At 73.3% G+C, this 26,086-nt stretch carries 25 protein-coding genes and 2 pseudogenes; 13 read left to right on the forward strand and 14 right to left on the reverse strand.

All coding sequences use genetic code 11. The features are described 5' to 3' along the window. Positions 1-28: 28 nt before the first annotated feature. Both A4E84_RS36125 and A4E84_RS36130 read right to left on the reverse strand, forming a co-directional pair. Positions 29-631, reverse strand: a complete 603-nt coding sequence (locus A4E84_RS36125) for a DJ-1/PfpI family protein (protein ID WP_062930589.1) — start codon at positions 629-631, stop codon at positions 29-31. Continuing rightward, the gene (locus tag A4E84_RS36130) at positions 628-1,644 is read right to left on the reverse strand and encodes a GlxA family transcriptional regulator (RefSeq protein ID WP_107308426.1); all 1,017 of its coding nucleotides are present in this window, start codon (positions 1,642-1,644) and stop codon (positions 628-630) included. Before A4E84_RS36130 ends, A4E84_RS36125 begins: the two co-directional genes overlap by 4 nt. A 118-nt stretch (positions 1,645-1,762) precedes the next feature. On the opposite strand from A4E84_RS36130, the gene A4E84_RS36135 reads away from it, so the two are divergent. The 3 genes from A4E84_RS36135 (at position 1,763) to A4E84_RS36145 (ending at position 4,225) form a co-directional block, all read left to right on the forward strand. Then, a complete protein-coding gene (locus A4E84_RS36135; protein WP_062930590.1) occupies positions 1,763-2,422 on the forward strand; it encodes a dienelactone hydrolase family protein in 660 nt (219 codons plus the stop codon). A 92-nt stretch (positions 2,423-2,514) separates the two neighbouring features. Continuing rightward, positions 2,515-3,159, forward strand: a complete 645-nt coding sequence (locus A4E84_RS36140; RefSeq protein WP_062931753.1) for a phosphoribosyltransferase — start codon at positions 2,515-2,517, stop codon at positions 3,157-3,159. An 85-nt stretch (positions 3,160-3,244) separates the two neighbouring features. Beyond that, positions 3,245-4,225 carry a TerC family protein gene (locus A4E84_RS36145; protein WP_062930591.1) on the forward strand — a complete coding sequence of 327 codons (981 nt, stop codon included), beginning with the start codon at positions 3,245-3,247 and terminating at the stop codon, positions 4,223-4,225. A 22-nt stretch (positions 4,226-4,247) separates the two neighbouring features. Here A4E84_RS36145 and A4E84_RS36150 read toward each other — a convergent pair whose 3' ends face one another. The 4 genes and pseudogenes from A4E84_RS36150 to A4E84_RS36160 form a co-directional block, all read right to left on the reverse strand. After that, on the reverse strand, positions 4,248-5,438 hold the full coding sequence (locus A4E84_RS36150) for a CaiB/BaiF CoA transferase family protein (protein ID WP_062930592.1): 1,191 nt from the start codon (positions 5,436-5,438) through the stop codon (positions 4,248-4,250). A 109-nt stretch (positions 5,439-5,547) separates the two neighbouring features. Beyond that, positions 5,548-6,369: a PucR family transcriptional regulator gene (locus tag A4E84_RS45965; protein ID WP_470661541.1), complete on the reverse strand. Its 822-nt coding sequence runs from the start codon at positions 6,367-6,369 to the stop codon at positions 5,548-5,550. Further along, positions 6,364-6,960 (reverse strand): annotated as a pseudogene (locus A4E84_RS45970) (PucR family transcriptional regulator); the annotation flags it as partial. The gene A4E84_RS45965 and the pseudogene A4E84_RS45970, both read right to left, overlap by 6 nt. A gap of 79 nt (positions 6,961-7,039) precedes the next feature. After that, positions 7,040-8,014, reverse strand: a complete 975-nt coding sequence (locus tag A4E84_RS36160; protein WP_062930594.1) for an alpha/beta hydrolase — start codon at positions 8,012-8,014, stop codon at positions 7,040-7,042. A 419-nt stretch (positions 8,015-8,433) separates the two neighbouring features. On the opposite strand from A4E84_RS36160, the gene A4E84_RS36165 reads away from it, so the two are divergent. Both A4E84_RS36165 and A4E84_RS36170 read left to right on the forward strand, forming a co-directional pair. Beyond that, positions 8,434-10,086, forward strand: a complete 1,653-nt coding sequence (locus A4E84_RS36165; RefSeq protein WP_062930595.1) for a serine/threonine-protein kinase — start codon at positions 8,434-8,436, stop codon at positions 10,084-10,086. Further along, positions 10,083-10,919, forward strand: a complete 837-nt coding sequence (locus tag A4E84_RS36170) for a hypothetical protein (protein WP_237305052.1) — start codon at positions 10,083-10,085, stop codon at positions 10,917-10,919. Before A4E84_RS36165 ends, A4E84_RS36170 begins: the two co-directional genes overlap by 4 nt. A gap of 56 nt (positions 10,920-10,975) precedes the next feature. On the opposite strand, the gene A4E84_RS36175 is transcribed toward A4E84_RS36170, so the two are convergent. Continuing rightward, a complete protein-coding gene (locus A4E84_RS36175; protein ID WP_062930596.1) occupies positions 10,976-11,191 on the reverse strand; it encodes a hypothetical protein in 216 nt (71 codons plus the stop codon). A 115-nt stretch (positions 11,192-11,306) separates the two neighbouring features. Between A4E84_RS36175 and A4E84_RS36180 the strand changes: the two genes are divergently transcribed. After that, a complete protein-coding gene (locus tag A4E84_RS36180) occupies positions 11,307-12,212 on the forward strand; it encodes a LysR family transcriptional regulator (RefSeq protein WP_062930597.1) in 906 nt (301 codons plus the stop codon). 99 nt (positions 12,213-12,311) lie between these two features. On the opposite strand, the gene A4E84_RS36185 is transcribed toward A4E84_RS36180, so the two are convergent. Beyond that, the gene (locus A4E84_RS36185) at positions 12,312-12,875 is read right to left on the reverse strand and encodes an NAD(P)H-dependent oxidoreductase (RefSeq protein WP_062931755.1); all 564 of its coding nucleotides are present in this window, start codon (positions 12,873-12,875) and stop codon (positions 12,312-12,314) included. Positions 12,876-13,001: 126 nt separating this feature from the next. On the opposite strand from A4E84_RS36185, the gene A4E84_RS36190 reads away from it, so the two are divergent. The 3 genes from A4E84_RS36190 (at position 13,002) to A4E84_RS36200 (ending at position 16,464) form a co-directional block, all read left to right on the forward strand. Next, complete coding sequence (locus A4E84_RS36190) at positions 13,002-13,670, forward strand: TetR/AcrR family transcriptional regulator (protein ID WP_062931756.1); 669 nt, start codon at positions 13,002-13,004, stop codon at positions 13,668-13,670. An 82-nt stretch (positions 13,671-13,752) separates the two neighbouring features. After that, positions 13,753-14,802: a LacI family DNA-binding transcriptional regulator gene (locus A4E84_RS36195; RefSeq protein WP_418082242.1), complete on the forward strand. Its 1,050-nt coding sequence runs from the start codon at positions 13,753-13,755 to the stop codon at positions 14,800-14,802. A 225-nt stretch (positions 14,803-15,027) separates the two neighbouring features. Further along, positions 15,028-16,464: a benzaldehyde dehydrogenase gene (locus A4E84_RS36200; protein ID WP_062930598.1), complete on the forward strand. Its 1,437-nt coding sequence runs from the start codon at positions 15,028-15,030 to the stop codon at positions 16,462-16,464. A gap of 60 nt (positions 16,465-16,524) precedes the next feature. Here the strand turns inward: A4E84_RS36200 and trxA are convergent, their stop codons facing one another. After that, positions 16,525-16,911 carry a thioredoxin gene (trxA, locus tag A4E84_RS36205; RefSeq protein WP_062930599.1) on the reverse strand — a complete coding sequence of 129 codons (387 nt, stop codon included), beginning with the start codon at positions 16,909-16,911 and terminating at the stop codon, positions 16,525-16,527. A gap of 119 nt (positions 16,912-17,030) precedes the next feature. Between trxA and A4E84_RS36210 the strand changes: the two genes are divergently transcribed. Continuing rightward, positions 17,031-18,461 carry a dihydrolipoyl dehydrogenase family protein gene (locus A4E84_RS36210; RefSeq protein ID WP_062930600.1) on the forward strand — a complete coding sequence of 477 codons (1,431 nt, stop codon included), beginning with the start codon at positions 17,031-17,033 and terminating at the stop codon, positions 18,459-18,461. Positions 18,462-18,506: 45 nt separating this feature from the next. Here the strand turns inward: A4E84_RS36210 and A4E84_RS41590 are convergent. Beyond that, positions 18,507-19,040, reverse strand: a pseudogene (locus tag A4E84_RS41590) (ATP-binding cassette domain-containing protein); the annotation flags it as partial. A gap of 74 nt (positions 19,041-19,114) precedes the next feature. Continuing rightward, complete coding sequence (locus tag A4E84_RS36215; protein ID WP_062930601.1) at positions 19,115-19,759, reverse strand: peptide deformylase; 645 nt, start codon at positions 19,757-19,759, stop codon at positions 19,115-19,117. A gap of 154 nt (positions 19,760-19,913) precedes the next feature. Between A4E84_RS36215 and A4E84_RS36220 the strand changes: the two genes are divergently transcribed. Next, positions 19,914-21,317, forward strand: a complete 1,404-nt coding sequence (locus A4E84_RS36220; RefSeq protein ID WP_062930602.1) for a PepSY-associated TM helix domain-containing protein — start codon at positions 19,914-19,916, stop codon at positions 21,315-21,317. 64 nt (positions 21,318-21,381) lie between these two features. Here the strand turns inward: A4E84_RS36220 and A4E84_RS36225 are convergent, their stop codons facing one another. The 3 genes from A4E84_RS36225 to A4E84_RS36235 all read right to left on the reverse strand — a co-directional run bounded on the left by A4E84_RS36225 (position 21,382) and on the right by A4E84_RS36235 (position 22,741). Beyond that, a complete protein-coding gene (locus A4E84_RS36225) occupies positions 21,382-21,741 on the reverse strand; it encodes a tetratricopeptide repeat protein (RefSeq protein WP_062930603.1) in 360 nt (119 codons plus the stop codon). Positions 21,742-21,815: 74 nt separating this feature from the next. Next, a complete protein-coding gene (locus A4E84_RS36230; RefSeq protein WP_062930604.1) occupies positions 21,816-22,262 on the reverse strand; it encodes a winged helix DNA-binding protein in 447 nt (148 codons plus the stop codon). Continuing rightward, positions 22,259-22,741 carry a MarR family winged helix-turn-helix transcriptional regulator gene (locus A4E84_RS36235; RefSeq protein WP_062930605.1) on the reverse strand — a complete coding sequence of 161 codons (483 nt, stop codon included), beginning with the start codon at positions 22,739-22,741 and terminating at the stop codon, positions 22,259-22,261. Before A4E84_RS36235 ends, A4E84_RS36230 begins: the two co-directional genes overlap by 4 nt. Before the next feature lie 112 nt (positions 22,742-22,853). Here A4E84_RS36235 and A4E84_RS36240 point away from each other — a divergent pair, with 112 nt between their 5' ends. Together A4E84_RS36240 and A4E84_RS36245 are read left to right on the forward strand one after the other, a co-directional pair. Continuing rightward, entirely contained in the window at positions 22,854-23,819 is a 966-nt protein-coding gene (locus A4E84_RS36240) for a pirin family protein (protein ID WP_062930606.1), read from the forward strand. 1,060 nt (positions 23,820-24,879) lie between these two features. Then, entirely contained in the window at positions 24,880-26,055 is a 1,176-nt protein-coding gene (locus A4E84_RS36245; RefSeq protein WP_107308427.1) for a substrate-binding domain-containing protein, read from the forward strand. The last annotated feature ends 31 nt before the right edge of the window (positions 26,056-26,086 follow it).

The raw sequence follows: 26,086 nt of genomic DNA on the forward strand, positions 1-26,086 counted from the left end.
CCATGCGGCCCGGCCCGCGCGTTGCGGATCAGACGGGCTCGTCCGCGAGGTACGGCGGCGCCGGATCGTACTGGATGTAGCGCCGTACGGCCCGCGCGTGCTCCCGTCCGTGCAACCGCCCGACCAGCCACAACGCACTGTCGATCCCCGCCGAGACGCCCTGGCTGGTGACCAGGTTCCCGTCCACGACGTAGCGGACGTCCCGGACCACCGTCACGTCCCCCCGCGCCTCCAGGGTGTCCTCCCGGCTCCAGTGCGTGGCCACCCGGCGGCCCCGGGCGGGTCCGGCGGCATGCAGCAGGAACGTGCCGGTGCACACACCGTGGACCCACGCGGCCCGCTCCGCCGTCTTCCCGATCCAGCCGGTCACGGCCGGGTTGTGCAGCTGGCTCTCGCGCGCGCCCAGCCCGCCCGGCACATGCAGCACGTCCAGCGGAGGATGGTCGTCGAAGGTGTGGTCGGGCAGGACGCGCAGGCCCTTGTTGCAGCGCACCGGCCCGGGGCGCTCGCAGACCAGCACCGCCGTGTCGCCGGCTTCCCGGAGCCGGGCCGAGACGGTGAAGACCTCCCAGGGCCCCACGAAGTCGAGCTCCTCGGCGTCCTCGAAGACCAGCAGGCCGTAGGTCGTCATGCGGTTCGTCCTTCCTCTGCGGAATCCGGCAGGGGGCCCAGGGGGCCCGGAGGTTCAAGGGGTCCCATGGTGGAGCGGAACCGGGCGCGGTAGTCCGACGGCGTGACCCCGAGCCGGCGGTGGAACGTGCGGCGCAGGGTCTCGGCCGTGGCGAAGCCGCAGCGGCGGGCGATGGCCTCCACCGGCTCGTCCCCGTCCGTGAGCGCGCGCTGCGCCGCCTCGACGCGCACCCGCTCGACGTACGCCGCCGGCGGCGCGCCCATCTCCGCCGTGAAGCGGCGCTGCAGATGACGCGGGCTCAGCCCGGCGTGCGCGGCGAGGCCGGCGATGTCGTGCCGGGCCCCCGGATCGGCGTGGATCGCGGTGACCGCGGCCCGCACCGGGTCCGTCGCCGGCTGCCGCGACCACAGCGCCACACTGAACTGCGACTGACCGCCCGGACGGCGCAGGAACAGCACCAGCCGGCGGGCCACCTCATGCGCGACGTCCCGGCCCAGGTCGTCCTCCACCAGGGCGAGCGCCAGATCCATCCCGGCGGTCACCCCGGCCGACGTCCACACCCGCCCGTCCCGGACGAAGATCGGGTCGCAGTCCACCCGCACCTCGGGATGCTCCCGGGCCAACTGCTCCTCACGGGCCCAGTGCGTGGTGGCCCGCCGCCCGTCCAGCACCCCCGCGGCGGCCAGCAGGAACACCCCGCTGCACACCGAGGCCACCCGCCGGGCACCGGCCGCGGCGGCGGCGACCCACGCGACCAGCTCCACGTCCTTGCGAGCCTGGTCGACGCCCTGGCCGCCGACCACCACGAGGGTGTCCGTCCCGGCCGGATCGAGGTCCGCGACGCCGCGCCCGGCGTGCACGAGCAGCCCGCTCACCGACCGGACCGGCCCCGCCCGGGGCGCCACGACGTCACAGGCGTACCCGACCGCACTGTGGAACACCTCGTGCGGTCCGGTGAGGTCGAGCGGCTGGAAACCGTCGAAGACGACGAAGACGATACGGCGATCGGTCACGCCCCTCACGCTCCACCGGCCCGACGTACGGCGTCAACGACACGCATCCCACAGATCGCGCCATGGGACGTCCACCGCGGTGTGGGTACCACGGGAACCGAGGGAGAGGAGGCTGACGATGATCTCCCGGACGGTCACCCTGCCCGCGGGCCGCGCAGCCCTCACCGGCGATCTGACCGTGCCGCCGGACGCCCGCGCGGTCGTGCTGTTCGCGCACGGCAGCGGCAGCTCCCGGCACAGCCCCCGCAACCGCGAGGTCGCCGCCGGCCTGCGCACCGCCGGGCTCGGCACGCTGCTGATCGACCTGCTCACCGAGGAGGAGGAACGGCTCGACGCCCGCACCGCCGAACTCCGCTTCGACATCCCCCTGCTGGGCCGCCGGCTGGTGGCCGCCCTCGACTGGCTGGCGCGGGAACCCGGCACCTCGGGCCTGCCCGTGGTCCTGTTCGGCGCCAGCACCGGCGCGGGCGCGGCTCTGGTCGCCGCCGCCCAACGGCCCGACCGGGTACGGGCGGTCGTCTCGCGCGGCGGACGGCCCGACCTGGCGGGTGACGCCCTGGACGCCGTACGGGCCCCGGTGCTGCTGATCGTGGGCGGCCGGGACACGCACGTGCTGCGGCTCAACGAGGAGGCGGCACGACGGCTGCCCACGCCGCCCACCCTCCACGTGGTGCCCGGCGCCACCCACCTGTTCGAGGAACCGGGCGCACTGGACGAGGTCACCCAGGCCGCCCGGCAGTGGTGCGACCAGCAGGTAGAGACCGCCAATGGCCGGTGACCCGTTGGTGTGCATCGTCCGGCGGACGCGGGGGTACGCGGGAGCCGGACCGGCCGAGGGCCCTCTCCGTGCGGGAAGCAGAGGTGACCGTCATGCTGTTCCGTGATCGTCGGCAGGCCGGTGAGGAACTGGCCGAAACACTGCGGGCCCGGCAGCGCGAGGGGGCCCTGCCCGATCCCCTCGTCCTCGCCCTGCCCCGCGGCGGTGTCGCCGTGGCGCGCGAGGTCGCCGAGGCGCTTCACGCCCCGCTCGACGTGCTCGTCGTACGCAAGATCGGGGCTCCCCACCAGGAAGAACTCGGCGTCGGCGCGATGGCCGGGGACGAGGTGCCGCTCCTCGACGAGGACGCCCTGCGCCACCTCGGCATCGGGGAGGCCGCCCTCGCAGGCGTCATCGAGCGGGAGCGCGCCGAACTGCGGCGCCGCGAGCGGCTGTACCGGCAGGGCCGGCCCGCCCCGGACCTGCGCGGACGGACCGTGATCGTCGTCGACGACGGACTGGCGACCGGCTCCACGGCCCGCGCCGCACTGCGCTTCGTACGCCGGCAGGCACCCGCACGGGTGCTCCTGGCCGCGCCCGTCTGCTCCCCGGAGGGGGCCGACCTGATGAGCGCCGAGGCGGACGAGGTGATCTGCCTGCACCGGCCGGCCGCGTTCATGGCCGTGGGCCTTTGGTACGAGGACTTCGGGCAACTGACGGACCAGGACGTCCTGGAGGCGTTGCACGTGCAGCTTTGACCGCTTGTTCACCTGGCGGGAGTGGCGGAAACCAGCCACGCCGGACGAGGATGTCCCTTCCCCACATCTGCATCAGGAGCAACAAGTGAACGTCTCGCTGTCCGTGTGGCTGCTGACCGTGGCAGCCCTGTGCGTACTCGTCGCCGTGGACTTCTTCGTCGGCCGCAAGCCGCACGACGTCTCGATCAGAGAAGCCGGGACGTGGACGGTGGTGTGGGTGGTCCTGGCCGTGCTGTTCGGCGTGGGGCTGTGGTACTTCGATGGGAGCGGGCCCGCGGGTGAGTTCTTCGCCGGGTACATCACCGAGAAGTCGCTCAGTGTCGACAACCTCTTCGTCTTCGTCCTGATCATGAGCAAGTTCGCGGTGCCCACGCAGTACCAGCAGCGGGTGCTGATGATCGGCGTCCTGATGGCCCTGGTGCTGCGGGCGGTGTTCATCGCGGCGGGCGCGGCGATCATCTCCACCTTCTCCTGGGTGTTCTACCTCTTCGGCGCGTTCCTGATCTGGACCGCCTGGAAGCTGGTCCAGGACGCCCGCACGCAGGACCACGAGGAGGAGTACCAGGAGAACAAGCTGCTGAAGATGGCGGAGCAGCGCTTCGGCGTGGCCGACCGCTACCACGGCACGAAGCTGTTCATCACCGAGAACGGCAAGCGCATCATGACGCCCATGCTGGTCGTGATGCTCGCGATCGGCTCGACCGACGTGCTGTTCGCCCTCGACTCCATCCCCGCCATCTACGGCCTGACGCAGGACCCGTACATCGTGTTCACCGCGAACGCCTTCGCCCTCATGGGCCTGCGCCAGCTGTACTTCCTCATCGGCGGCCTGCTGAAGAAGCTGGTCCACCTCTCCTACGGCCTGTCGATCATCCTCGGCTTCATCGGCGTGAAGCTGGTGCTGCACGCGCTGCACGAGTCGGGTGTCCACGTCCCCGAGATCGGCATCCCGTTCTCGCTGAGCTTCATCGTGCTGGTCCTGGCGGTGACGACCTTCACGAGCCTGCGCGCCTCGCGCAAGCAGGCGGCCGAGGAGGCGGCCCGCTCGGCCGCCGAGTCCGGCTAGGCGACCGGCCGGGGGCCTGCTCTCAGACGACTCCGTCCGCGCGGAGGGCCGCCACCTCCTCGGCGGTGCGGCCCAGTTCCGTCAGGATCGCATCGGTGTGCTCGCCCACGGCCGGCACGGGGTCCATGCGCGCGGGCAGGCCCGCGAGGTCGGCGGGCGGGAGCAGGGCCTCCACGGTGGCGCCCGGCACCTCGACCTCGCTCCAGCGGCCACGGGCGGCCAGCACGGGATGGTCCAGGAAGGCGGCGACGTCGTTGACCCCGGCGCAGGCGATGCCGATGCGCTCCAGGTCCTTCAGGATCTCGTCCGAGCCGGAGCGGGCGAACCGCTCGGCGACGACGGCGTTCAGCTCCTCGCGGTGGGCGACACGGTCGGAGCCGGTGGCGAACCGCGGATCGTCCACCAGCTCCGGACGGCCGAGGAACTCGGCGCACAGCGCCACCCATTCCCGCTCGTTCTGGATGGAGAACAGCACCTCCTGGCCGTCGGCGGCGGTGTACGTCCCGTACGGCGCGATGGTGGCGTGCTGCGTGCCGAGCCGCGGAGGCTGGGTGCCGCCGTGCCGGGTGTAGTACGCGGGCTGGCCCATCCACTCCGCCAGCGCCTCGAACAGGGACACCTCCACGGGGTGCGCCTCGCCGGTGGTGGCGCGGGTGTACAGGGCGGTGAGGACGCCGCTGTAGGCGTACATCCCGGCGGCGATGTCGGCGACGGAGATCCCGGTCCGGGCGGTCCCGTCGGGGGTGCCGGTCAGCGACACCAGCCCGGTCTGGCACTGGACGAGCAGGTCGTAGGCCTTGCGGTCGGACCAGGGGCCGGTCGTGCCGTAGCCGGAGATCGTGCACGGAATCAGGCCCGGGCGGCGGTCGGTGACGGTGGCGGCGTCCAGCCCGAGGCGGGCGGCGGCGCCCGGGGCGAGGTTCTGTACGAAGACGTCGGCGCCGTCGAGGAGGTCGTGCAGGATCTCGTGGCCCCGGGGGTCCTTCAGGTCGAGGGTGAGGGACTCCTTGGATCGGTTCAGCCAGACGAAGTAGCTGGAGTGGCCGTGCACCGTCGTGTCGTACCTGCGGGCGAAGTCGCCGCCGCCCGGCCGCTCCACCTTGATCACGCGGGCGCCGAGGTCGGCGAGCTGCCGGGTGGCGTAGGGCGCCGCCACGGCCTGCTCCAGACTGACCACCGTGACCCCGGCCAGGGGATACCGCTGCACGCTCATGCCTCAAGCTCCCGGATCGTGTAGAGAGGCCGCCCGGACAGTCTGCCGCAGGGAACGAGCGGCCGGGCGGGCCGCCGGCGCGATCCGGATCACGTCGGGCGTACGGCGTTCACGGCCGGGCCAGCCTGCGCATCGTCAGGGCCAGTTGCAGCCGGAGCCGGCCCTGCGGGGTGCGCAGCGGCCAGCCGAGGAGGTGCTCGGCGTGGGTCAGCCGGTCCTGGAGTGTGGAGTGGTGGACGTTGATCCCGGCGGCGGCCGCCCGCAGGCTCCCCGACGACGCGACCGCGTGCAGGGTGGCCGGCAGCCAGGGGGTGTTCGCCGCGGCGGCCTCCAGCGCACGGACGTCGGGTGGCGGCTCGGAGCCCGGCGCGACGACATCGGCGAGGAGGGCGATCCCGCCCAGCTCGTCGGCGTGCACGACCTGAGGCCCGGGGTCCTGCGGCGTGCCCTCGGCGGTGAACCGCAGCGCGGTCCGGGCCTCGGCCCAGGACCGGGGCAACTCCAGCACGGGAACGGCGGGTCCGACACCGAGACGCCCGGCGGGCAGACGCGGGTCCGGGGGAGCGGGCCGGAGACCGGTGACGGTGGAGGCCGGGTCGGCGGTCGGTCCGGTCCGGGGACGGGGAGCGGCGGCCTGCGCGGCCGATGGGCGGGCTTCGGGGGTGAGCACCCCTGCGCCGGTCCGGAGTCCCGGCGCTGACCGGGCGGCCGAGCGGGCTGGATCGCCGGACCGCGAGGGCGTCGCGCCGCCCGCGCGGTCGGGCCGGGGCGGTGCGTCGGTGGCGTCGGCCGCGTCGGTGTTTGTCGTGCCGTGGACGGTGGCGGGGCGTGGAGGGGTTGCGGGGTTCGTTGCGCCGGTGTGTGGCCGGGCGGGGGCTTCCGCGGCCGTTCGGCCCGCGAGCGGCGCTGTCTCCGCGTCGGCGGGTATCACCTGTGGCCGGCCGTTCAGCGCGGCGAGGACCCGGGCCGGGGCCGTGGGGTCCAGACCGAGGCGGCGGGCGGCGTGCAGGCGGGCCTGCTCGGGGGCCGTGGCGTCGAGGAGGGTCTCGACCAGGGCCGGGTCGTCTGCCGGGGCACGCCCACGCGTGCGGTCGAGAACCAGCCGGAGGGCACCGGCGGCCCGTTCGAGGATCACGGCGTCGACGACGCTGGGGGCGACGGGCGCGGCCGCGCCGTCGCGCGCGCCCTGCCCCGTCGCCGCGAGGCCGCCGGACCCGGCTCCGTCCCCTCCCCGCTCCAGCCACAACACCCCCGCGCCGCCCGGGCTCAAGGCCGCCGACGGCCAGGCCGGATCCGGCGGGACGTCGGTGTCACTCCGAGCGCCGTCGGCCTCCACCCGGACGTGTACGCGCCGCTCCGGGTCCACCAGCCGGGCCGGACAGCCGGCCAGGACCGCGGCACCGCGCACGAGTGCCTCCACCCCGGCCCTGGACTCGGCCAGGCGGTCGAAGTAGGCGATGACCCGGACCGCCGCACCGGCATCCGGATCGAGGGCGGTCAGCCGCCCGGCCAGCTCTTTCATAGGCCCATAGTGCGGTATGCGGCCGCTCTTGCGGCCGTCGGCGTTCGACGGCCGCACCGGGGCCCGCCGACCCCGGCCGTCACACCCCCAGCAGCCTCCGCAGCCAGGCCACCTGCGCCCCGCGAGCCGCCTGCGACACCGCCGCCTGAGGCGCGAACCCGTCGAAACCGTGGAAGCCGCCCGGCCACACATGCAGTTCGGCCACCCCTCCGGCCTGCCAGATGCGCGACGCGTAGGCGACGACCTCGTCCCGGAAGGTCTCCGCCGAGCCGACGTCGAGGAAGGCCGGAGGCAGCCCCGTCAGGTCCTCGGCGCGGGCCGGAGCCGCGTACGCCGGTACGTCGGGGCCACCGCGGCGCGAGCCCAGCAGCGCGGTCCAGCCGGTCTCGTTGGCGGTGCGGTCCCACACTCCGAGGCCCGCCATCTGGTACGTGGAGGGCGTGTCGTTGCGGTCGTCGAGCATCGGGCACATCAGAACCTGCCCGATCGGCTGGGGCCCCTTGCGGTCCCGGGTGAGCAGGGCCAGGGCCGCGCACAGCCCGCCGCCGGCGCTCGCACCCGCGATGACGATCCGGTCGGGGTCGGCGCCGATGTCGGCGGCGTGATCCGCGGTCCACAGCAGCCCGGCGTACACGTCCTCGACCGGCGCGGGATGCGGGTGCTCCGGCGCCAGCCGGTACTCGACGGACACCACGACGGCGTCCAGAGCCTGCGCCCACGCCAGCGGTACGTCCACCCCGACCCGGTTGTTGCCGATGACCATGCCGCCGCCGTGCACGTGGTAGATCACGGGACGCGGCCCGGCGGACTCCGCCGCGGCCGGGCGGCAGATCAGCAGCGAGATGTCCGGCTCACCCTGCGGCCCGGGCACCTGCCGGTCCTCCACCTCGAACGCCCCGCCCATGGTCAGGTCCAGGTCGGCCAGCATCTGGATGCCCGGGCCCTGGCGCACCTCGGCGATCTCGTCGGGGGCCAGCCCCGGGCTGATCATGTCCTTGATCAGCTCCAGGGCGGCGGCGAGTTCGGGGTCGAACGGGGGCGGTACGTGTGTCATGGCGTCTCCTCACGCGAGGTCACGGCGGCTCGGGCAGCCATGGTCGGCCCGGTGGCCCCGGCAGCGGGCGCCGCCGTGCGGCGGAACCTGCCCGCCGTTCGGCGGGTGGCGCGGCGGGGCCGGGCGGGGTGCGCCGCGCAGAGCACGGCGCCGGAGGGACACGTCCACGGGCACACGCCCGCCGCCGGCTCGGCGGTCAGCGTAGCGGCCGGGAGGACCCGCACCGCAGGGGACGGCGACTCCTGCCCTCCCGGGGCGCCGTCTCCTCGCGGGGCCCGCTCTCCGTCACAGCCGTACGGCCTCTGTCACGGTCCGGGTACGCCTCGCGCGTACTTCTGGCCACGCGACCGCAGTGGCCGAAAGATGGGGGTCCGAGCGTGACCGGCCGCTGGGGAGCGGCCGCCTTGGGGGGACGGGAAATGAACGCATGGGCGGTGCCCGGGTACACCGAGTCGCTGGAGCTCGGGTCGGGGGCGAGCGGGCGGGTGGTCCTCGCCGTGCACGAGGAGACCGGTGTGCCGGTGGCCGTGAAGTACCTCAGCGAGTCGCTGCGCACCCGGCCGGGCTTCGTGCACGACTTCCGGGCGGAGGCGCGGCTGCTCGGCGGGCTGGGGAGCCCTCATGTCGCCGGGCTGTACGAGTACGTCGAGAGTCCGGACGGCGCCGCCATCGTGATGGAGCTGGTCGACGGCGTCCCGCTGCGCACGCTGCTCAGGAGGGAAGGCCCGCTCGCTCCCGAGGCCGCGCTCGTCGTCCTCAAGGGATCGCTGCTCGGTCTGGCCGACGCACACCGCGTCGGCGTCGTCCACCGCGACTACAAGCCGGAGAACGTCCTGGTCGCTCCGGACGGATCCTCCAAGCTGGTCGACTTCGGCATCGCGGTGGACGCGGGCACCAGCGCGGGCGTGGCGGGCACCCCGTCCTACATGGCCCCCGAGCAGTGGACCGGCGCACCCGCCTCCCCGGCCGCCGACGTGTACGCGGCCACGGCCACCTTCTTCGAGTGCCTGACAGGCCACAAGCCGTACGCGGGCGACAACCTCGCGGAGCTCGCGCTGCGACACGTCGACGCGCCCGTCCCCGCCGAAGAGACCCCGGAGGCGGTGCGGGAACTGGTGCGGCGCGGTCTGGCCAAGGACCCGGCGGAGCGGCCCGTACAGGCCGAGGCGTTCGTCTCCGAGCTGGAGGCGATCGCCGGCACCGCCTACGGCCCCGACTGGGAGGAACGCGGCCGGGGCAGGCTCGCCGCGCTGGTGGCCCTGCTGCCGCTGCTCCTGCCCTCGGCCCGCACCGGCCCCCGGAGCACCGCGGACACCGCCCGGACGGTGCTGAGCCGGACCCCGGACCCCGGCCCGGCGCACCCGTGGCTGCCCGGCCGCCCCGGGCTGATCGTGTCCGCCGCCGCCGTACTCATCGGGGCCCTCCTGACGTACGGACTGCCGTACGACCCGGGTACCGCGGCGCAGCGGGCGGCGCGGGCCCTGGCCACGACCAGCGCCGGGACCGGCGCGGAGCCGGCCGCCTCCGCCTCCCCGCCCCCTTCCCCCGCGTCCCCGTCCGCGACCCCCAGCGCGTCGGACGGCGCGTCGCCGTCCCCCACTCCGTCGGCCCCGGACCCCGCGGCCACCGGAACCGGCGCGCCTCCGGCCTCGGCCACCCCGCCCGGCGGCGAGGAGACGGCCGCGCCCGGCGCGACGGCCACCGTCGCGACGCCGACGGCCACCACCGCGGCCCCGCCCGCCGGTCCCGCCGTCAAGAACGTCGCCGTGTCGGCCTTCCGGCAGACGGGCCCCACGACGGCCACGGCGACCCTCGGCGTCACCACGGACGGTCCCGGCCCGGTCTCCATCACCGTCTCCTGGTTCACGGGAAACGCGGCGGGGCAGCCGGGCACCCCGGACGGCGCGTCACAGACCTTCGAGCGCAGCGGCGCCACCCAGTACACGCTCACCGTCGACCACACCTTCCAGACCCTCGGCTGCTACTGGACGGTGCAGGCCACCACGACCCCCGCCGCCGCCGACGGCGGCGCCTCGCAGGAGCTCCTGACCAGGCGGTGCGACCTGAGATGACCACACACGACGACGACCGCACACCCGCGTCGGCCGACGAGCGGACCGAGGTGCTGGACGCCGCCGGGGAGCGGACTCGGATCCTCGACCCCGCCGATGAGCGAACTCGGCTCCTCAGCCCCGCCGGGGAGCGGACTCGGGTCCTCAACCCCGCTGATGGTCCCGCCCACGGCCCCGCCGAGGGCCCCGCCCCGAGTGACCGACCCGGCCCGGACGACGCGGAATACAGCGCCACCGTGCTCGCCAGCCACTGGATCCAGCGCCCCGGACCGGACGGGACCTCCGTCGGGCAGCCGGCCACGGAGCAGGGACCGGCGCGGCCGGCGCCCCCCGACCGGGTCGAGGGGAGCGTGCTGCGCTTCGGCCCGGGCGTGACCGCCGCCGCTCGGCAGCGCACCCGCCTGACGCTCCCCGCCGTACCGCCGCCTCCCGCGCCCCGGGGCCGTCGGCTGCGCAGGCACGCCCTGCCCGCGCTGGTCCTGGTCTGCGTCCTCGCGTTCCTCGCCTGGCAGCGTCTCGGCCCGCCCTTGAGGGTGAACACGGTGACGGTCACGGCTCGGCCGACGGCCCTGGGGTGTGACGGCACCGCGGACCTCGTCGGCCTCGTCACCACGAACGGCCGCCCGGGCACGCTGTCCTACCGCTGGATCCGGAGCGACGGCACTGCCTCGGGCGTGCTGAAGGAAGAGCTGGTCCGGGGCCAGCGGCAGGCTCGCCTCCACCTGCGCTGGACCTTCGAGGGCCCGGGACACCGCACGGCACGGGCCGAACTGCGCATCCTCTCCGGGACGGTGCGCACGGCCACCACCGGCTTCGCGTACGACTGCCCCTGACCGGTCGTGACCGGTGTCGCGGTGCGAGGCGGCTTCGGGAAGCCCGGGTGCCGCGCCTAGTGGCTCGCGGCACCCGACCGGGCCGCCGGCCCGCTGCGTGAGACGACGCGCGTGCCGCGGCCGTCGGCCACCCGGACCTGCAGCGAGCCGCATTCGCAGCGCGTCCACTCCGTGTGCCCCGTCGCGGTGGTGTGCCGGGACAGCACCCGGAACGGCTCGCCCCGGTCCGGCCGGCCGCAGTGCGGGCAGGCGGTGGTGTCGGTGCTGGGCATGGCTGACTCCTCGTACGTCGTGGCTGGTTGACCGTCGCGACACAGCCAGGGTGCGTCCGGGAGTCCGTACACGTCCAGGTTGACTTTGCGAACGTCACTGTGAAGGCTGGCCTTCATGATTGACCTGCGCCGACTGCACGTCCTGAGGGCGGTCGCCCACTACGGCACGGTCACCGCGGCCGCCCGGGCCCTGCACTTCACCCCGTCCGCCGCCTCCCAGCAGGTCCGGCAGCTCGCCCGGGACCTGGGCGTCGACCTGCTGGAGCCGCAGGGGCGCGGGGTGCGGCTCACCCCGGCCGCCGAGAGCCTGCTCGCGCACGCCGACGCCATCCAGGCCCGTTGGGACCAGGCGGAACTGGATCTGCGGGCCGACCACGGGGCGCCCTCCGGTGTGTTGCGCGTGACCGGCTTCCCGGTGGCCGTCTCGGTACTGCTGGCGCCGATGGCAGCCCGGCTGGGGGAGCGGCATCCGCGGCTGTCCGTCCGGATCACCGAGGCGGGCGTTCCGGCGAGTTTCGACCTGCTCTTCGAGGGCGGCACCGACCTGGCCGTCGTCGAGGCGACTCCGCACAACCCGCCGCTGAGCGACGCGCGGTTCGACCAGCAGCCGCTGCTCGACGACCCGTTCGACCTGGTCGTACCCGAGGGGCACCGGCTGGCGGGGCGGGCCCGGGTCGATCTCGCCGAGGCCGCGCGGGAGGCGTGGATCGCGCCGGTGGAGGACAGTCCCTGCCGTCCGCACGTCCTGTCCGCCTGCGGCGCGGCCGGGTTCACCCCCGAGGTCGTCCACCACGCCCTCGACTGGAACGTCAGCGCCCACCTCGTGGCCCACCGGCTCGGCGTCGCCCTCATCCCGCGCCTGGCCCATCTGACCCCGCACCTGCCGATCGCCCGGGTGCGCTGCACCGGCAACCCCCACCGCAAGCTCCTGACCTGCACCCGGGGCGGCGGGCACGCCCGGCCCGCGGTGGCGGCGGCACTGGAGGAGCTGCGGGCCCTCGCGCCCACGACGGTTGCCTGAACGGCCCGGGCGCCTGAGCGGCGGCCCCGCCTCCGGCATGCAGGAGGGGCCGGGGCCGTTGCCGGCCGCGGCCCCTTCGTGGGCACCGGGTGAGGACGGTCAGGCCGCGGCGGCCTCCGAGACATCACCGTGCAGCCGGGCGATGACCTCGGTCAGCTGCTGGGCGACCTCGGCGTCGTCGGCCGGGTGGGTCTCGGCGAAGCGGGTCATCGAGCCGGGGATGGACAGCTTGACGTCCTCCAGGACCTTGCCGCCGGCCACGCCCACGGACTTGCGGGTCTCGTCGTGCGCCCAGACGCCGCCGTACTGGCCGAAGGCGGTGCCGACCACGACGACCGGCTTGCCGCTGAGGGCGCCGGCGCCGTACGGGCGGGACAGCCAGTCGATGGCGTTCTTCAGGACGGCCGGGATGGTGCCGTTGTACTCGGGGGTGAAGAGGATCAGGCCGTCCGCGGTGTTCGCGGCCTCACGCAGCCGCGCGGCGGCGGCCGGGAGGCTGCCCTCCACGTCGATGTCCTCGTTGTAGAAGGGAACCTCGGCCAGACCCTCGTACAGGTTCACCTCGGCGCCTTCGGGGGCGAGCTTGACGGCCGCCTCGGCGAGCTGGCGGTTGTGCGAACCGGCACGGAGGCTGCCGACGAGGGCGAGGATACGAACGGACATGCTGAACTCCCACATCTGAGGCGCTGCTCTGACGACTGCTGAAGATCCGGACCGGGGTCCGTTTAACTTTGTAGCATCAAACCGGACCGCGGTCCAGTTTTGTTCCCGATGCCTTACGCTGGCTTCATGTCCGCCGTCCCGCCCCCCGTTCCGACGCCCCAGGAGCCCGTCGGCCACCCCGAGCTGGTGCAGCTGGGGGTCGCCCTGGAAGGAGACGAGCCGTGCCTGCGGGCCGACGCCGCACGTAACCGCGCCCGGCTGCTGGAGGCCGCCGGACGGCTGGTGGCGGAGCGCGGCGCGGAGGCCGTCACGATGGAGGCGGTGGCAGCGGAGGCGCGCGTCGGCAAGGGCACGGTCTTCCGCAGGTTCGGCGACCGTACCGGCCTCCTGACGGCGCTGCTCGACCACTCGGAGAAGAAGTTCCAGGCCTCCTTCCTCGGCGGCCCGCCACCGCTCGGGCCCGGAGCGCCGCCCGTGGAGCGGCTGCGGGCGTTCGGCTGTGCGATGCTGCGCCGGTCGGCCGAGGACCTGGAGCTCCAGCTGGCCGCCGAGCCGTGCGCGTCCCGCCGCTTCACCAACCCGGCCCGCAGCGTGCTGCGCCACCACGTCGTCATGCTGCTGCGGCAGGCGGTCCCGCACGCCGACTGCGAGTTGCTCTCCCACGCGCTGATGGGGCAGCTCGACCCGGCCCTGATACACCACCTGACCAAGCAGCGCGGTCTGCCCATGGCCCGTCTGGAGGAGGCGTGGAGCGATCTGGTCGACCGGGTGACGGGTACGGCCCCGACCGGCTGAGACCCGTTCCCGGATCCCCGTGACCGCTCACGGCTTCCTCACAACTCCCCCGCCGGAAGCGCGCATTGGGGCTTCTGCCAAGATGCCGTACGTCATGGTGCAGATACCGAAAACGCCCGCGCCCCCGTCTCCCGCACCGTCGCGCTCCGTGCCCACGAGCGCCGATGTGGCCCGCCTGGCCGGCGTCTCGCGCGCGACCGTCTCCTACGTCCTCAACAACACCAGCGCCGTACGGATCAGCGAACCCACCCGCCGCCGTGTGCACGAGGCGGCGAAGGAGCTCGGCTACGTACCGCACGCGGCGGCCCGCAGCCTGCGCGCCGGGCACAGTCGCATGGTCCTGATCCCCGCGCCTACCTTCCCCGTCGGCCCGCTCTACAGCCGGTTCCTCACCGACCTCCAGAACGCGCTCGCCGCCCTGGACTACACGGTCGTGCAGCACGGCACCGGCGGCCCGCACGGCGACGAAGCCGCCCGCGCCTGGGCCGAGTTGCGGCCCGTCGCCGTGCTCGTGCCGGGCTCCGGGCTCGGTCCGCGCGGGGTGGCGGTGCTCAAGCGCTCGGGGGCGCGAGTCGTGGTCACCCTCGGCCCCGAGACCATCGAGGGCGCGCACGCCCTGCTCATGGACCACGACGTCGTCGGCCACAGCGCGGGCGCCCACCTCTACGACCGCGGCCGGCGGCGGATCGGCGTCGTCGTCCCGCAGGAGCCCGGTCTGGAGACGTTCTCCGCGCCCCGCCTCGACGGCGTGCGCCAGTCCGTGCGCGGCACGGACGCCACGGTGACCGAACTGCCCCTCGCCTACGACGAACAGGCCGCGGCGCGCCTCGCCGCCCGCTGGCGGTCCCTGGGCCTGGACGCCGTGTTCACCTACAACGACGAGTACGCGATGCTGCTCATGCGGGCCCTGCTGGACGAGGGCATCCGCGTCCCCGAGGAGACGGCCGTGGTCGGCGCCGACGACCTGATGCTCGGGCGGCTCATGCGGCCCCGCCTGAGTACGGTCCGTCTGGAGCTGCCCTGCGGCCGTGAACTCGCCGAACTGGTCGACCGCGCGGTACGCAAGCCCGCCACCGAACCCGAGACGCACAAGATGCTGGGGGCGACGGTGCTGCACCGCGAATCGAGCTGACGCCACGGCACCTGCCCGGCCGACGCGTGACCGGGGACCCGGCTTTCGTGCCGCGGCACGGCTAGGATGTTGCATGCTCAACAAAAACGGGGGCGTACCCCTGGGCGGCGCGGCACACGGCTGCGCCCGCTCGGCGCGTCCCGCCATGTGACCGCCGAACCGGCCGCGCACGTACGGGAGTTCAGACCACCCCGTCAGCCGGTGACGATCGATCGGAGAGTCGTCATGCCGTTCCTCGACACCAGGACCTGGCAGCCCCGCCGCCTCGCGGGGCCCGGGTACACCATCACCGAGCCCGCCACCGGCCAGGCCCTCGGCACCCTCGCCCTGGCCACCCCGGAGGACGTCGGGGCCGCCGCCGAGCGGGCCGCCACCGCACAGCGGGAGTGGGCACGCACCCCGCACTTCGCCCGTGCCGCCGTGCTCCGCAAGGCGGGTGACCTGTTCGCCGCGCACGCCGAAGAACTGCGGGAATGGCTCGTCCGCGAATCGGGTTCCGTCCCCGGCAAGGCCGACTTCGAACTGCACGTGGCCGCCCAGGAGTGCTACGAGGCCGCCGCACTCGCCTCCCGCCCGGCCGGTCAGGTCCTGCCCAGCGAGGCACCCCGCCTGTCGTACACGCGCCGCGTCCCGGCCGGTGTGGTGGGCGTGATCTCGCCGTTCAACGCCCCGCTGATCCTGTCCATCCGCTCCGTGGCGCCGGCCCTGGCGTTGGGCAACGCGGTCCTGCTGAAGCCGGACCCGCGCACGGCCGTCTGCGGAGGGCTGTCCCTCGCCGCGGTCTTCGCCGCCGCCGGCCTTCCGGAGGAACTGCTGCACGTGCTCCCTGGCGGCCCGGACGCCGGGCAGGCCCTGGTCGCCGATCCGCGCGTGCCGGTCATCTCCTTCACCGGCTCCACCGCCGCCGGACGGGCCGTGGGCGAGGCGGCCGGACGCCACCTCAAGCGGGCCCACCTGGAACTGGGCGGCAACTCCGCCATGATCGTGCTGGAGGACGCCGACCTCGACGCGGTGATCTCCACGGCCGCCTGGGGCTCGTTCTTCCACCAGGGCCAGATCTGCATGACCACCGGACGCCACCTGGTGCACGCGTCCCTGTACGACGAGTACGTCGAGCGGCTGGCCGCCAAGGCCGACTCACTCGCCGTCGGCGACCCCTACCGGGACCAGGTCCACCTGGGCCCCATCATCGACTCGGCCCAGCTCACCAAGATCAGTGGTCTGGTCGACGCCAGCACGAGCGCGGGCGCCAAGCTCGCCGCCGGCGGCACTCACGACAGGCTCTTCTACCGGCCGACGGTCCTCGCCCACGTCGATGACCGCACCCCCGCGTACGCGGAAGAGGTCTTCGGCCCCGTCGCGCCCGTCCGCTCCTTCACCACCGCCGACGAGGCGGCGGCCCTGGCCGCGCAGAGCCCGTACGGCCTCTCCCTGGGCATCGTCACCAGGGACCCGGCCCGCGGCCTGGACCTCGCCGAGCGCATCCCGACCGGCATCGTCCACATCAACGACCAGACCGTGAACGACGAGGCCGTGGCGCCCTTCGGCGGAGTCGCCGCCTCCGGCACCGGCGCCCGCTTCGGCGGTGAGGCCAACCTGGAGGCCTTCACCGAACTGCGCTGGACGACGGTACGCGGAGACGTGGCTCCGTACCCCTTCTAGAAGGCGTCCCCTTCCCGGGGCCGTCCGCTCCCGGGGCCGTCCGCTCCGGCGGGGCGTCCGCTAGCCCGCCTGCTGGCCTTCCTGGGCCTGCTGCTCGGCGATCGACTTGCGCACCTCGTCCATGTCGAGGTTGCGGGCCTGCCCGATGACGTCCGTCAGGGCGGCCTCGGGCAGGGCGCCCGGCTGTGCGAACACGGCGACCTGGTCCCGGACGATCATCAGCGTGGGGATGGACTGGATACCGAAGGCCGCGGCCAGCTCGGGCTGCGCCTCGGTGTCCACCTTCCCGAACACCAGGTCCGGGTTCTCCCCTGCCGCCTTCTCGTACACCGGGGCGAACTGCTTGCACGGCCCGCACCAGTCGGCCCAGAAATCGATCAGGACGAACTCGTTGTCCGTGACCGTCTGGTCGAAGTTCTCCTTGGTGAGCTCCACGGTGCTGCTCATGGCGTAAATCCCTCTTCCTGGTGTGGGGTCAAGCCGTCGGCACAACACGGCCGACCGGACACGTATTCCGCGCCCCTACCCATGTGGCCAGGGCGCACACCACCCACCAGACTGACCCCATGACGGAAACGGAAACCAACGCGTACGACGTCGTGGTGCTCGGGGCCGGGCCCGTGGGGGAGAACGTCGCCGACCGCACCCGCGCCGCCGGACTGACCACCGCGGTCGTGGAGAGCGAACTCGTCGGCGGCGAGTGCTCCTACTGGGCGTGCATGCCCAGCAAGGCCCTGCTGCGGCCGGTCATCGCCCGCGCGGACGCCCGCCGCGTGCCCGGCCTGCGCCAGGCGGTGCAGGGCCCCCTCGACGCGTCCGCGGTCCTCGCCCACCGGGACTACTACACCTCGAACTGGAAGGACGACGGCCAGGTCGCCTGGCTCGACTCCATCGGTGCCGACCTCCACCGCGGCCACGGCCGCCTCACCGGCCCGCGCACGGTCACGGTCACCGGCCCCGACGGCGGCGAGCGCGTCCTGACCGCCCGGCACGCCGTCGCCGTCTGCACCGGCAGCCGTGCCGCCCTGCCCGGCCTCGCCGGGCTCGACGCCGTCAAGCCGTGGACCAGCCGGGAGGCCACCAGCTCCCCGACCGTGCCCGGCCGGCTGATCGTGATCGGCGGCGGTGTGGTCGCCACCGAGATGGCCACCGTCTGGCAGGCCCTCGGCTCGCGGGTCACCCTGCTGGTCCGCGGCAAGGGCCTGCTCCCCAGGATGGAGCCCTTCGCCGGAGAACTGATCGCCGAAGCGCTCACGGAGGCCGGAGCGGACGTCCGTACGGGCACCTCGGTGGAGTCGGTGACCCGGGAGAACGGGACCGTCGTGGCCGTCACCGGCACGGGCGAGCGCATCGAGGCCGACGAGATCCTCTTCGCCACCGGCCGTGCCCCGCGCACCGACGACATCGGCCTGGAGTCGATCGGCCTCGACCCCGGCTCCTGGCTCCCGGTGGACGACAGCCTCCGCGTGACCGGCCACGACTGGCTGTACGCGGTCGGCGACGTGAACCACCGCGCCCTCCTCACCCACCAGGGCAAGTACCAGGCCCGCATCGCGGGCGCCGCCATCGCCGCGCGGGCCACCGGGGAGACCCTCCTGGCGGACCCCTGGGGCGCCCACGCCGCGACCGCCGACCACACGGCCGTCCCGCAGGTCGTCTTCACCGACCCGGAGGCGGCGGCCGTGGGCCTGTCCCTGGCCGAGGCGGAAGAGGCGGGGCACTGGGTGAAGGCCGTCGACGTGGACCTGTCCACGGTCTCCGGGGCGGGCCTGTACGCCGACGGCTACCAGGGCCGCGCCCGCATGGTCGTCGACATCGAGGACGAGATCCTGCGGGGCGTCACCTTCGTCGGCCCCGGCGTCGGCGAACTCATCCACTCCGCGACCGTCGCGGTCGCCGGCCAGGTCCCGATCAGCCGCCTGTGGCACGCGGTCCCGTCGTACCCGACGATCAGCGAGGTGTGGCTGCGGCTGCTGGAGGCGTACCGGGACGCGTGACCCGCGGTCCGTCCGGGCCGGGGTGAGACGGGGGCGACGGTTGCGCTACGCGTGCGCGGGCACCACCAGCTCCCGGTAGTCGTCGTCCCACAGGCCCTCCTCCGCCTCCGGCAGGAGCAGCACCCGGTCCGGCCGCAGCGCGTCGACGGCGCCCGCGTCGTGCGTGACCATCACGATCGCGCCCGGGCAGGTGCCCACCGCGGCCAGGACCTCGGCCCGGGAGGACGGGGCCAGGGTGTTGGTGGGCTCGCCGGGGAGCAGGACGTTCGCGCCCGAGTGGACCAGGCTCGCCGGTGCGGCCGGGTCTTCTCACCGCCGGACAGGACGCCGGCGCGCTTGCCGGTGTCGTCGCCGGTGACCAGGAACGCGCCCAGGACCTGGCGGACCTCACCGTCGATGAGGTGCGGGGCGGCCCCCGGCCAGGTGCTCGCAACCCGTCGACCCGGGTCCAGGGTGTCGTGTTCCTGCGCGAAGCAGCCCAGGCGCAGACCGTGTCCGTGGACCATCCGGCCGCTGTCGGGCGTGTCCTGCCCGGCGAGGAGGCGCAGCCAAAGTGGTCTTCCCGGCGCCGTTGCGGCCGACCAGGCCGATGCGGTCACGGTAGCGAGGCGCCACGACGGACGCCTCCGTATGCGGCCGGACGGATCTGCTCGCTACGGCAGCTCGAAACCCAGCGCCCGCGCCGCCTCCTCCGGCGTGGGCTGGGCCCAGCGCTCCGCCATCGCCTGGTTGGACGACAGCGAACGCGACGCGGCGCGGTCCAGGTACAGGACACCGTCGAGGTGGTCCGTCTCGTGCTGCACGATCCGGGCCGGCCAGCCCGAGAACACCTCGTCCAGGGCCCGCCCGTGCTCGTCCTGTCCGGTCAGCCGCACCTCGGCGGGCCGCGCCACCACCGCCTGCCAGCCCGGCACGCTCAGGCAGCCCTCGAAGAAGGCGGCCCGGGCGTCACCGACAGGCTCGTAGCAGGGATTGACCAGGACGCGGAACGGCTGCGGCACCCGCCCGCGCACGCGGCGCACCTCCTCCGGCACCGGCGCCGGATCCTCGATCACGGCGATCCGGAGCTCCACGCCCACCTGCGGCGCCGCCAGACCGACTCCGGGCGCCGCACGCATGGTGATCCGCAGGGCCTCGACGAACCGGGCCAGCAGGGCGGGCTCCAGCTGACCGTCGAACGGCTCGGCGCCGCGCCGCAGCACCGGGTCACCGGCCGCGACGATGGTCAACGGCAGCCCCGCGTCGAGGAGTTGCCCGACCCGCTCGGCCAGGGGTGCGCGATCGTCCGGAGTTCCCATCGCTTCAGGATGGCACGGCACCCCCCACCCCCGCGTGATGCACGTCACACGGCTTCCCCGGGAACTGAACGCCCCTCCGCCCCGACTACTGCACCGCAACGGCCACCGCTGACACCGCAACGGCCCAGAAGACATCACCCGGAGAAGCCCGCCGATGACCACCGCTCCCTCGACCACCACGGACGAGGCCCCCCAACCAGCCGCCCCGGCCCCGTCGAAGAGCACCTGGGCACCCCTGCGCCCGCTGATCCTCCGCCTGCACTTCTACGCCGGGGTGCTGGTGGCGCCGTTCCTCCTCGTCGCCGCCGTCACCGGCCTTCTGTACGCCGGTTCCTTCCAGGCCGAGAAGCTCGTGTACGCCCACGAGATGACCGTCCCCGTCGGAGAGCGGAAGCTGCCGGTCAGCGAGCAGGTGGCCGCGGCCCGCAAGGCCCACCCCGAGGGCGCGATCTCGGCCGTACGCCCCTCGCCGGAGGCCGACGCGACGACCAGGGTGATGCTGTCCGGCGTCCCGGGCGTCGGCGAGGGCCACACGCTGGCCGTGTTCGTCGACCCGTACACCGCGACGGTGCGCGGCTCCCTCGAACAGTACGGCTCGACCGGCGCCCTGCCGTTGCGCACCTGGATCGACGAGTTCCACCGGGACCTGCACCTGGGGGAGACGGGGCGGCTGTACAGCGAGCTGGCGGCCAGCTGGCTGGGCGTCATCTCGGCGGGCGGACTGGTGCTCTGGTTCTCCCGGCGCCGTGCCCTGCGCAAGGTGCGGGGCACCAAGGGGCGGCGCCGCACGCTCGGACTGCACGGCAGCGTCGGCGTGTGGGCGGCGGCCGGATTCTTCTTCCTCTCGGCGACCGGTCTGACCTGGTCGGCGTACGCCGGGGCCCACATCGATGAGCTGCGGACCTCACTGGGCCAGGCCACCCCGTCGGTGTCGGCCGCGGCCGGCGGAGAGCACGACGGCCACGACTCCGCCGCCGGGCAGGCGGGCGACGCCGCGCACGGCGTGGGCCTGGACGAGGTCCTGGCGGCGGCCCGGGCCGAGGGGCTCGGCGACCCGGTGGAGATCGTGCCGCCCGCCGACGCGAACTCGGCGTACGTCGTCAAACAGGTGCAGCGCAGCTGGCCGTCCAAGCAGGACACCGTCGCCATCGACCCGGCCGGCGGGCAGGTCGTCGACGTGCTGCGCTTCGCCGACTACCCGGTGCTCGCGAAGCTCACCCGCTGGGGCATCGACCTGCACACCGGCATCCTCTTCGGCCTGCCCAACCAGATCGCCCTGATGCTGCTCGCGCTGTCCCTGATCCTGCTGATCGTCTGGGGCTACCGCATGTGGTGGCAGCGCGGCCGCGGCAGCGCCTTCGGCCGCCCCGTCCCGCGCGGCGCCTGGCAGCAGGTCCCGCCGCAGATCCTGGTACCGCTGCTCGCGGGCACCGCAGTCCTCGGGTACTTCCTGCCCCTGTTCGGCATCCCGCTGGCCGCGTTCCTCGCCGTCGACATCCTGCTGGGGGAGATCGCCTACCGGCGGGGGCAGCGGTCGTACGGCACGCCGGCCGGGTAGCGGCCCCCCGGCACACAGGTGCCCGGCTCCTCACGGAGCCGGGCACCTCCGGGTACGGCCCGGGTCAGCGCTCCCCGAAGTCACCCGCGAGTGCCGAGGCGATCCGCAGGTGCGACTCCGCCTCCTCGTGCCGGTTCTGCCGCTGGAGGGTGCGGCCGAGCATCAGCCGGGCGTAGTGCTCCACGGGGTCCCGCTCGATGATCGTCCGCAACTCGCCCTCGGCGCGGTGCAGTTGGGCGGAGTGGTAGTAGGAGCGCGCCAGGAGCAGGCGGGGCCCGGTCTGCTCGGGCACCTGCTCGACCAGCCCGACCAGGACGCGCGCGGCGGCGGCGTAGTCCTTGGCGTCGAAGAAGAGCTGCGCGCGCTCCCAGCGCTCGGCCGGGGTTCCGTGAGCGTAGTACGTGGTGTCCTGCGTGTTGTTCACTCGGGGCCTCCTTCGAGGCCGACAACCGAGCCCGCCCGTCCCGTATTCCGCCGGCAGGTGTCAGGGGAGAGCCCCTAGCGGGTCAGGGTGGCCAGTTCGGTGCCGGCCCGCTCGGTGATCAGGGCGAGTACGCGGCCCGTGACGGCCAGGTCCTCCGCCGGGATACCGGCGTAGATCCGCGCGGTGATGGGTGCCGTCTCGCCGGAGGTCCTGGCGTACAGCTCGCGCCCGGCGTCCGTGATCCGTACGTCCGCCTCCCCGTCCGGGGCCAGCAACCGCGCGGCGATCAGCTCGTCGAGCACGCCGTGCACCTCCCTGGCGTCGGTCTTCAGCGCTTCGGTGACACCGTCGACGAGCTGCTCGCGCCCGGCCGGGCCGTCGGCGATCGCGGCGAGGCGGAGGGTGACGGACTGCTCGAAGGTCATGCCGTGCCGGTCCAGCACATGCTGAAGGAGGGCGCGGCCGGCGTAGTGGGCCAAGGCGATGACACGGGGATCGACGAGGGGTGTGGTGGTGGTCATGACTGCTCCGTCTCGGTCTCGCTGAAGGGTTCAAGAGGTGTGTCGAGCAGGGCCGTCAGTTCGCGCGTGAACGCCCGTGTGCGCGCGCTGTCGAGGCCGCCGAGCGGGCCGAGGAGCTGCTGGAGCAGCCCGTGGACGATCTCGATCGCCCGCCGTGTGACCTCGCGGCCCTGCTCGGTGAGGGCGAGCTGCACAGCGCGCGGGTCGCGAGGGTCCCGGGTGCGCTCCAGGAGCCCGGCGCCCTCCAGGGCGCGGGCCAGCTTCGACACGTAGAGCGGCTCCAGCCCGGTGTGGTCGGCGAGGCGGCGCTGGCTGGGCCGTTCGCCGGAGCGCTGCATGCCGTGCAGTGAGGCGACCAGCGAGTACTGCGCGTGGGTGAGGCCCAGCGGGGCCACCGCACGGTCGACCGCGACCCGCCACTTCATCGACAGTCGCCACACCAGGAAGCCGGGCGTCGCGCCTTCGGTACCGTTGCTCATGGCGAATACAGTACTTGGCTACTATGTACATGGCTACTATTTTTCCGGGCCCCGCGGCGCGGCCCGAACGTGACGCTGACGCAGGCCCTCGCGCCGGACTAGGTTGTGCGCCATGAGCAATCTTGAGCGCGAAGCGGCCCCCTCCCTGTGCGGTGGCCGTGGCTTCGTGGTGGCGGAGCCGGTGCGTGAACTCCTCAGCCCTCGCCGGGTGAAGCTGGGCGAGTCCAGTGAGGTCCGCCGGCTGCTGCCCAACCTCGGCCGCCGGATGATCGGAGCCTGGTGTTTCGTCGACCACTACGGTCCCGACGACATCGCCGACGAGCCCGGTATGCAGGTGCCGCCGCACCCCCACATGGGTCTGCAGACTGTGAGCTGGCTGCACGAGGGAGAGGTGCTGCACCGCGACTCCACCGGCAGCCTTCAGACGATCCGCCCGCGCGAACTCGGCCTGATGACCTCCGGCCGGGCCATCAGTCACTCGGAGGAGAGCCCGCGCTCGCACGCCCGTTTCCTGCACGGCGCGCAGCTCTGGGTCGCGCTCCCCGACAGCCACCGCCACACCGAGCCACGCTTCGAGCACCACGCCGGTCTGCCGGTCGTCACCGCACCCGGCCTCACGGCCACGCTGATCCTCGGCGACCTCGACGGCGCGACCTCACCCGGCACGGCGTACACCCCGATCGTCGGCGCCGACCTGGCCCTGACCCAGGGCGCGGACGTACGTCTCCCCCTGGAGCCGGACTTCGAGTACGCCGTCCTGTCCATGTCCGGCGAGGCCCATGTCGACGGCGTCCCCGTCCTCCCCGGTTCCATGCTCTACCTCGGCTGCGGCCGCGGCGAACTGCCCCTGCGGGCGGAGTCGGACGCGAACCTGATGCTCCTGGGCGGCGAGCCGTTCGAGGAGGAACTGATCATGTTCTGGAACTGGATCGGGCGGACGCAGGAGGAGATCGAACAAGCGCGGCGGGACTGGATGGAAGGGTCGCGGTTCGGCGAGGTGAAGGGGTACGACGGGGCTCCACTGCCCGCACCGGAGCTGCCGCCGGTGCCGTTGAAACCGCGGGGAAGAGTGCGCTGACCTGCGGAAACGCGTCAGCGTTGGTGGCGCCGGGCGGAAGGCCGTCGCGTGATTCTCGCCATCTTCCACCTGCTTGCCGGAAGGCGTCCAAGCGGCCCGCTGGCTCAGGCCGGTGCGGTTGGCGATTCCACGGTGTGGCTGTCTGTGGGCGGCTGTGGCAGGACTCTTGCTGACCTAATGCTGACTTTGCTGACGCCTCGTCAGGCTCGGGTGAGGGGCTCTTTTCCCAGCTTCGGCGCTTGCGGAGGCGTTTGCAGGTTCGGTGGTGTCCGGACCGATGCCGACCTGGCTGGCGGTCGAGTCAGGTGTTACGGAAGGGCGGTGTCGCCCAGGCTGCCGTCTTGTGGAGATTCCACACACTTCTGGTGGCACGCGGTCTGTCAGCAGCGCCGCTCGGGTCCGGTCCGAGAAGCGCTGGGCCGGAGAGTGACGAGCGAGTTCTTCGTCTGCTGGTGGTACAGCAGCTGAGTCCACACTGACCAGGCAAAACGGTAGTTGGCGCAGCCTTCGGTCGGGAGCTGGTCCGGACATGGTCCGGATCTTGGTCTGGAGGTGTCGGTTCGCTTCATGCTGCGACTGCAGTGCGAGCGATTGGGAGCGAGCGGGACTTGACGGCGCAGATGGTTGCCTGCCCGGACGCCGGCTATCTGGGATCGAGGCGGTGGTGGTGAACCCGTAGGCTGGTCCAAGATCGTGCGGAGTCGGAGGTCATGCCCCGGCGTCAGCCCAGCCGCAGCAGACTCATATCCCGGCACAGCGGGCCGGAGCAGCGCCAGAGAAGAAGGCCCGCACAGCCGAACTCGTGGCTCGGCAGACGCTTGTGGCGACCTCAGCCGGGACTCAGCACGATGATTCCAGCTGTGCCCTGTGCCCTGTGCCCTGTGCCCTGTGCCCTGCGCCCTGCGCCGTGGATTCGGTCCGCGACCATCGACCCGTCGTCGTACCTGCCCGTAGTGGACAACGTTTCCTTCGCAGCCACCAGAGCTCGAACACATACGACATAATCCGACCAGACTCGAACATGGCACCCAGCTCCGTACCGAACGGGAGGGGACGACCCATGAGGTCCATCGGAACGCAGCAAACGTTCGCCCTGCAGCGCCGGGAGAGGCTGATGGACCAGCTTCGGTTGCACGGGGCCGTTCGCGTACGCGATCTCGCCCGGGAGCTGTCGGTCAGCGAGCTGACCATCCGGCGGGACATCGCCGCCCTCGCCGATCGCGGTCTGCTGACCCGGGTGCACGGCGGGGCCACGCTGCCGTCGGCGCTGGAGCGGGAGCCGGTGCGCCGACGACGGCTCAAGACGCCCGCGTTCACGCTCGGGATGGTGGTCCCCTCGCTGGATTTCTACTGGCCGCAGATCGTCAGCGGCGCGCGTAACGCCGCGGCCGCGCACGGTGTGAACATGCAGCTGCGCGGCTCCAGTTACGACCGGGCGGAGGACCGCAGGCAAATCGTCCGGCTGACTGAATCGGGCCAGGTGCAGGGGTTGCTGCTGGCGCCGAACCTGGACGACCCCGACCCGCGCGAGACGAACGAAATGATCGACTGGATCAGCAAGTTGCCCATCCCCGTCGTCTTCGTGGAGCGCAAGACACCCGAGTGGACCCCGACGCCGCACCAGCTGGAATGGGTGCGCAGCGACCACGCGCTCGGCCTGGAGATGGCGGTCCGGCACCTGCATGCGCTCGGCCACCGCAACCTCGGGCTCGTCCTGTCCAAGGGCAGCCCCACGTCGGCTCACCTCGCCGTCGGCTGGCACCGCGTCTGCGGCGAGCTCGGCCTCCCCGACGACTTCCTGATACGTGAGAGCATCGCGCTCAGCATGCCCGGGCACCGCGGGATCATCAGCGACATCCTCGATGGCTGCCGCCGCTCACGCACCACCGCACTCATCGTCCACAGCGATCCCGATGCCATCTCGCTGCTCCAGTACCTGACGGAGCGAGGGATCCGCGTTCCCGACGACATGGCGCTCGTCAGCTACGACGACGAGGTCGCCCACCTCGCCGATCCGGCCATCACGGCGGTGCGGCCGCCGAAGGCGCTGGTGGGCCGTATGGCCGTGGAGATGCTGGTGGCACGCCTCCTCGAGGGCAGCCGTCGGCCCGTCGAACGGGCCCTTGTCCTCCCGGAGCTGATGATCCGGGCCTCGTCGCTGCCGGGCTCGCCGAACCCGCTGCCCGGCAACGCGAAGCGGTCGGCGCCGCGCCGCTCGCTGCCAGGACAGCGTTGATTCCGGCGGGACGGAGCCCATCGACTCGCGG

Origin of the sequence: Streptomyces qaidamensis (assembly GCF_001611795.1) — a bacterium.
In the GTDB taxonomy this organism is placed as follows: Bacteria; Actinomycetota; Actinomycetes; order Streptomycetales; family Streptomycetaceae; genus Streptomyces; species Streptomyces qaidamensis.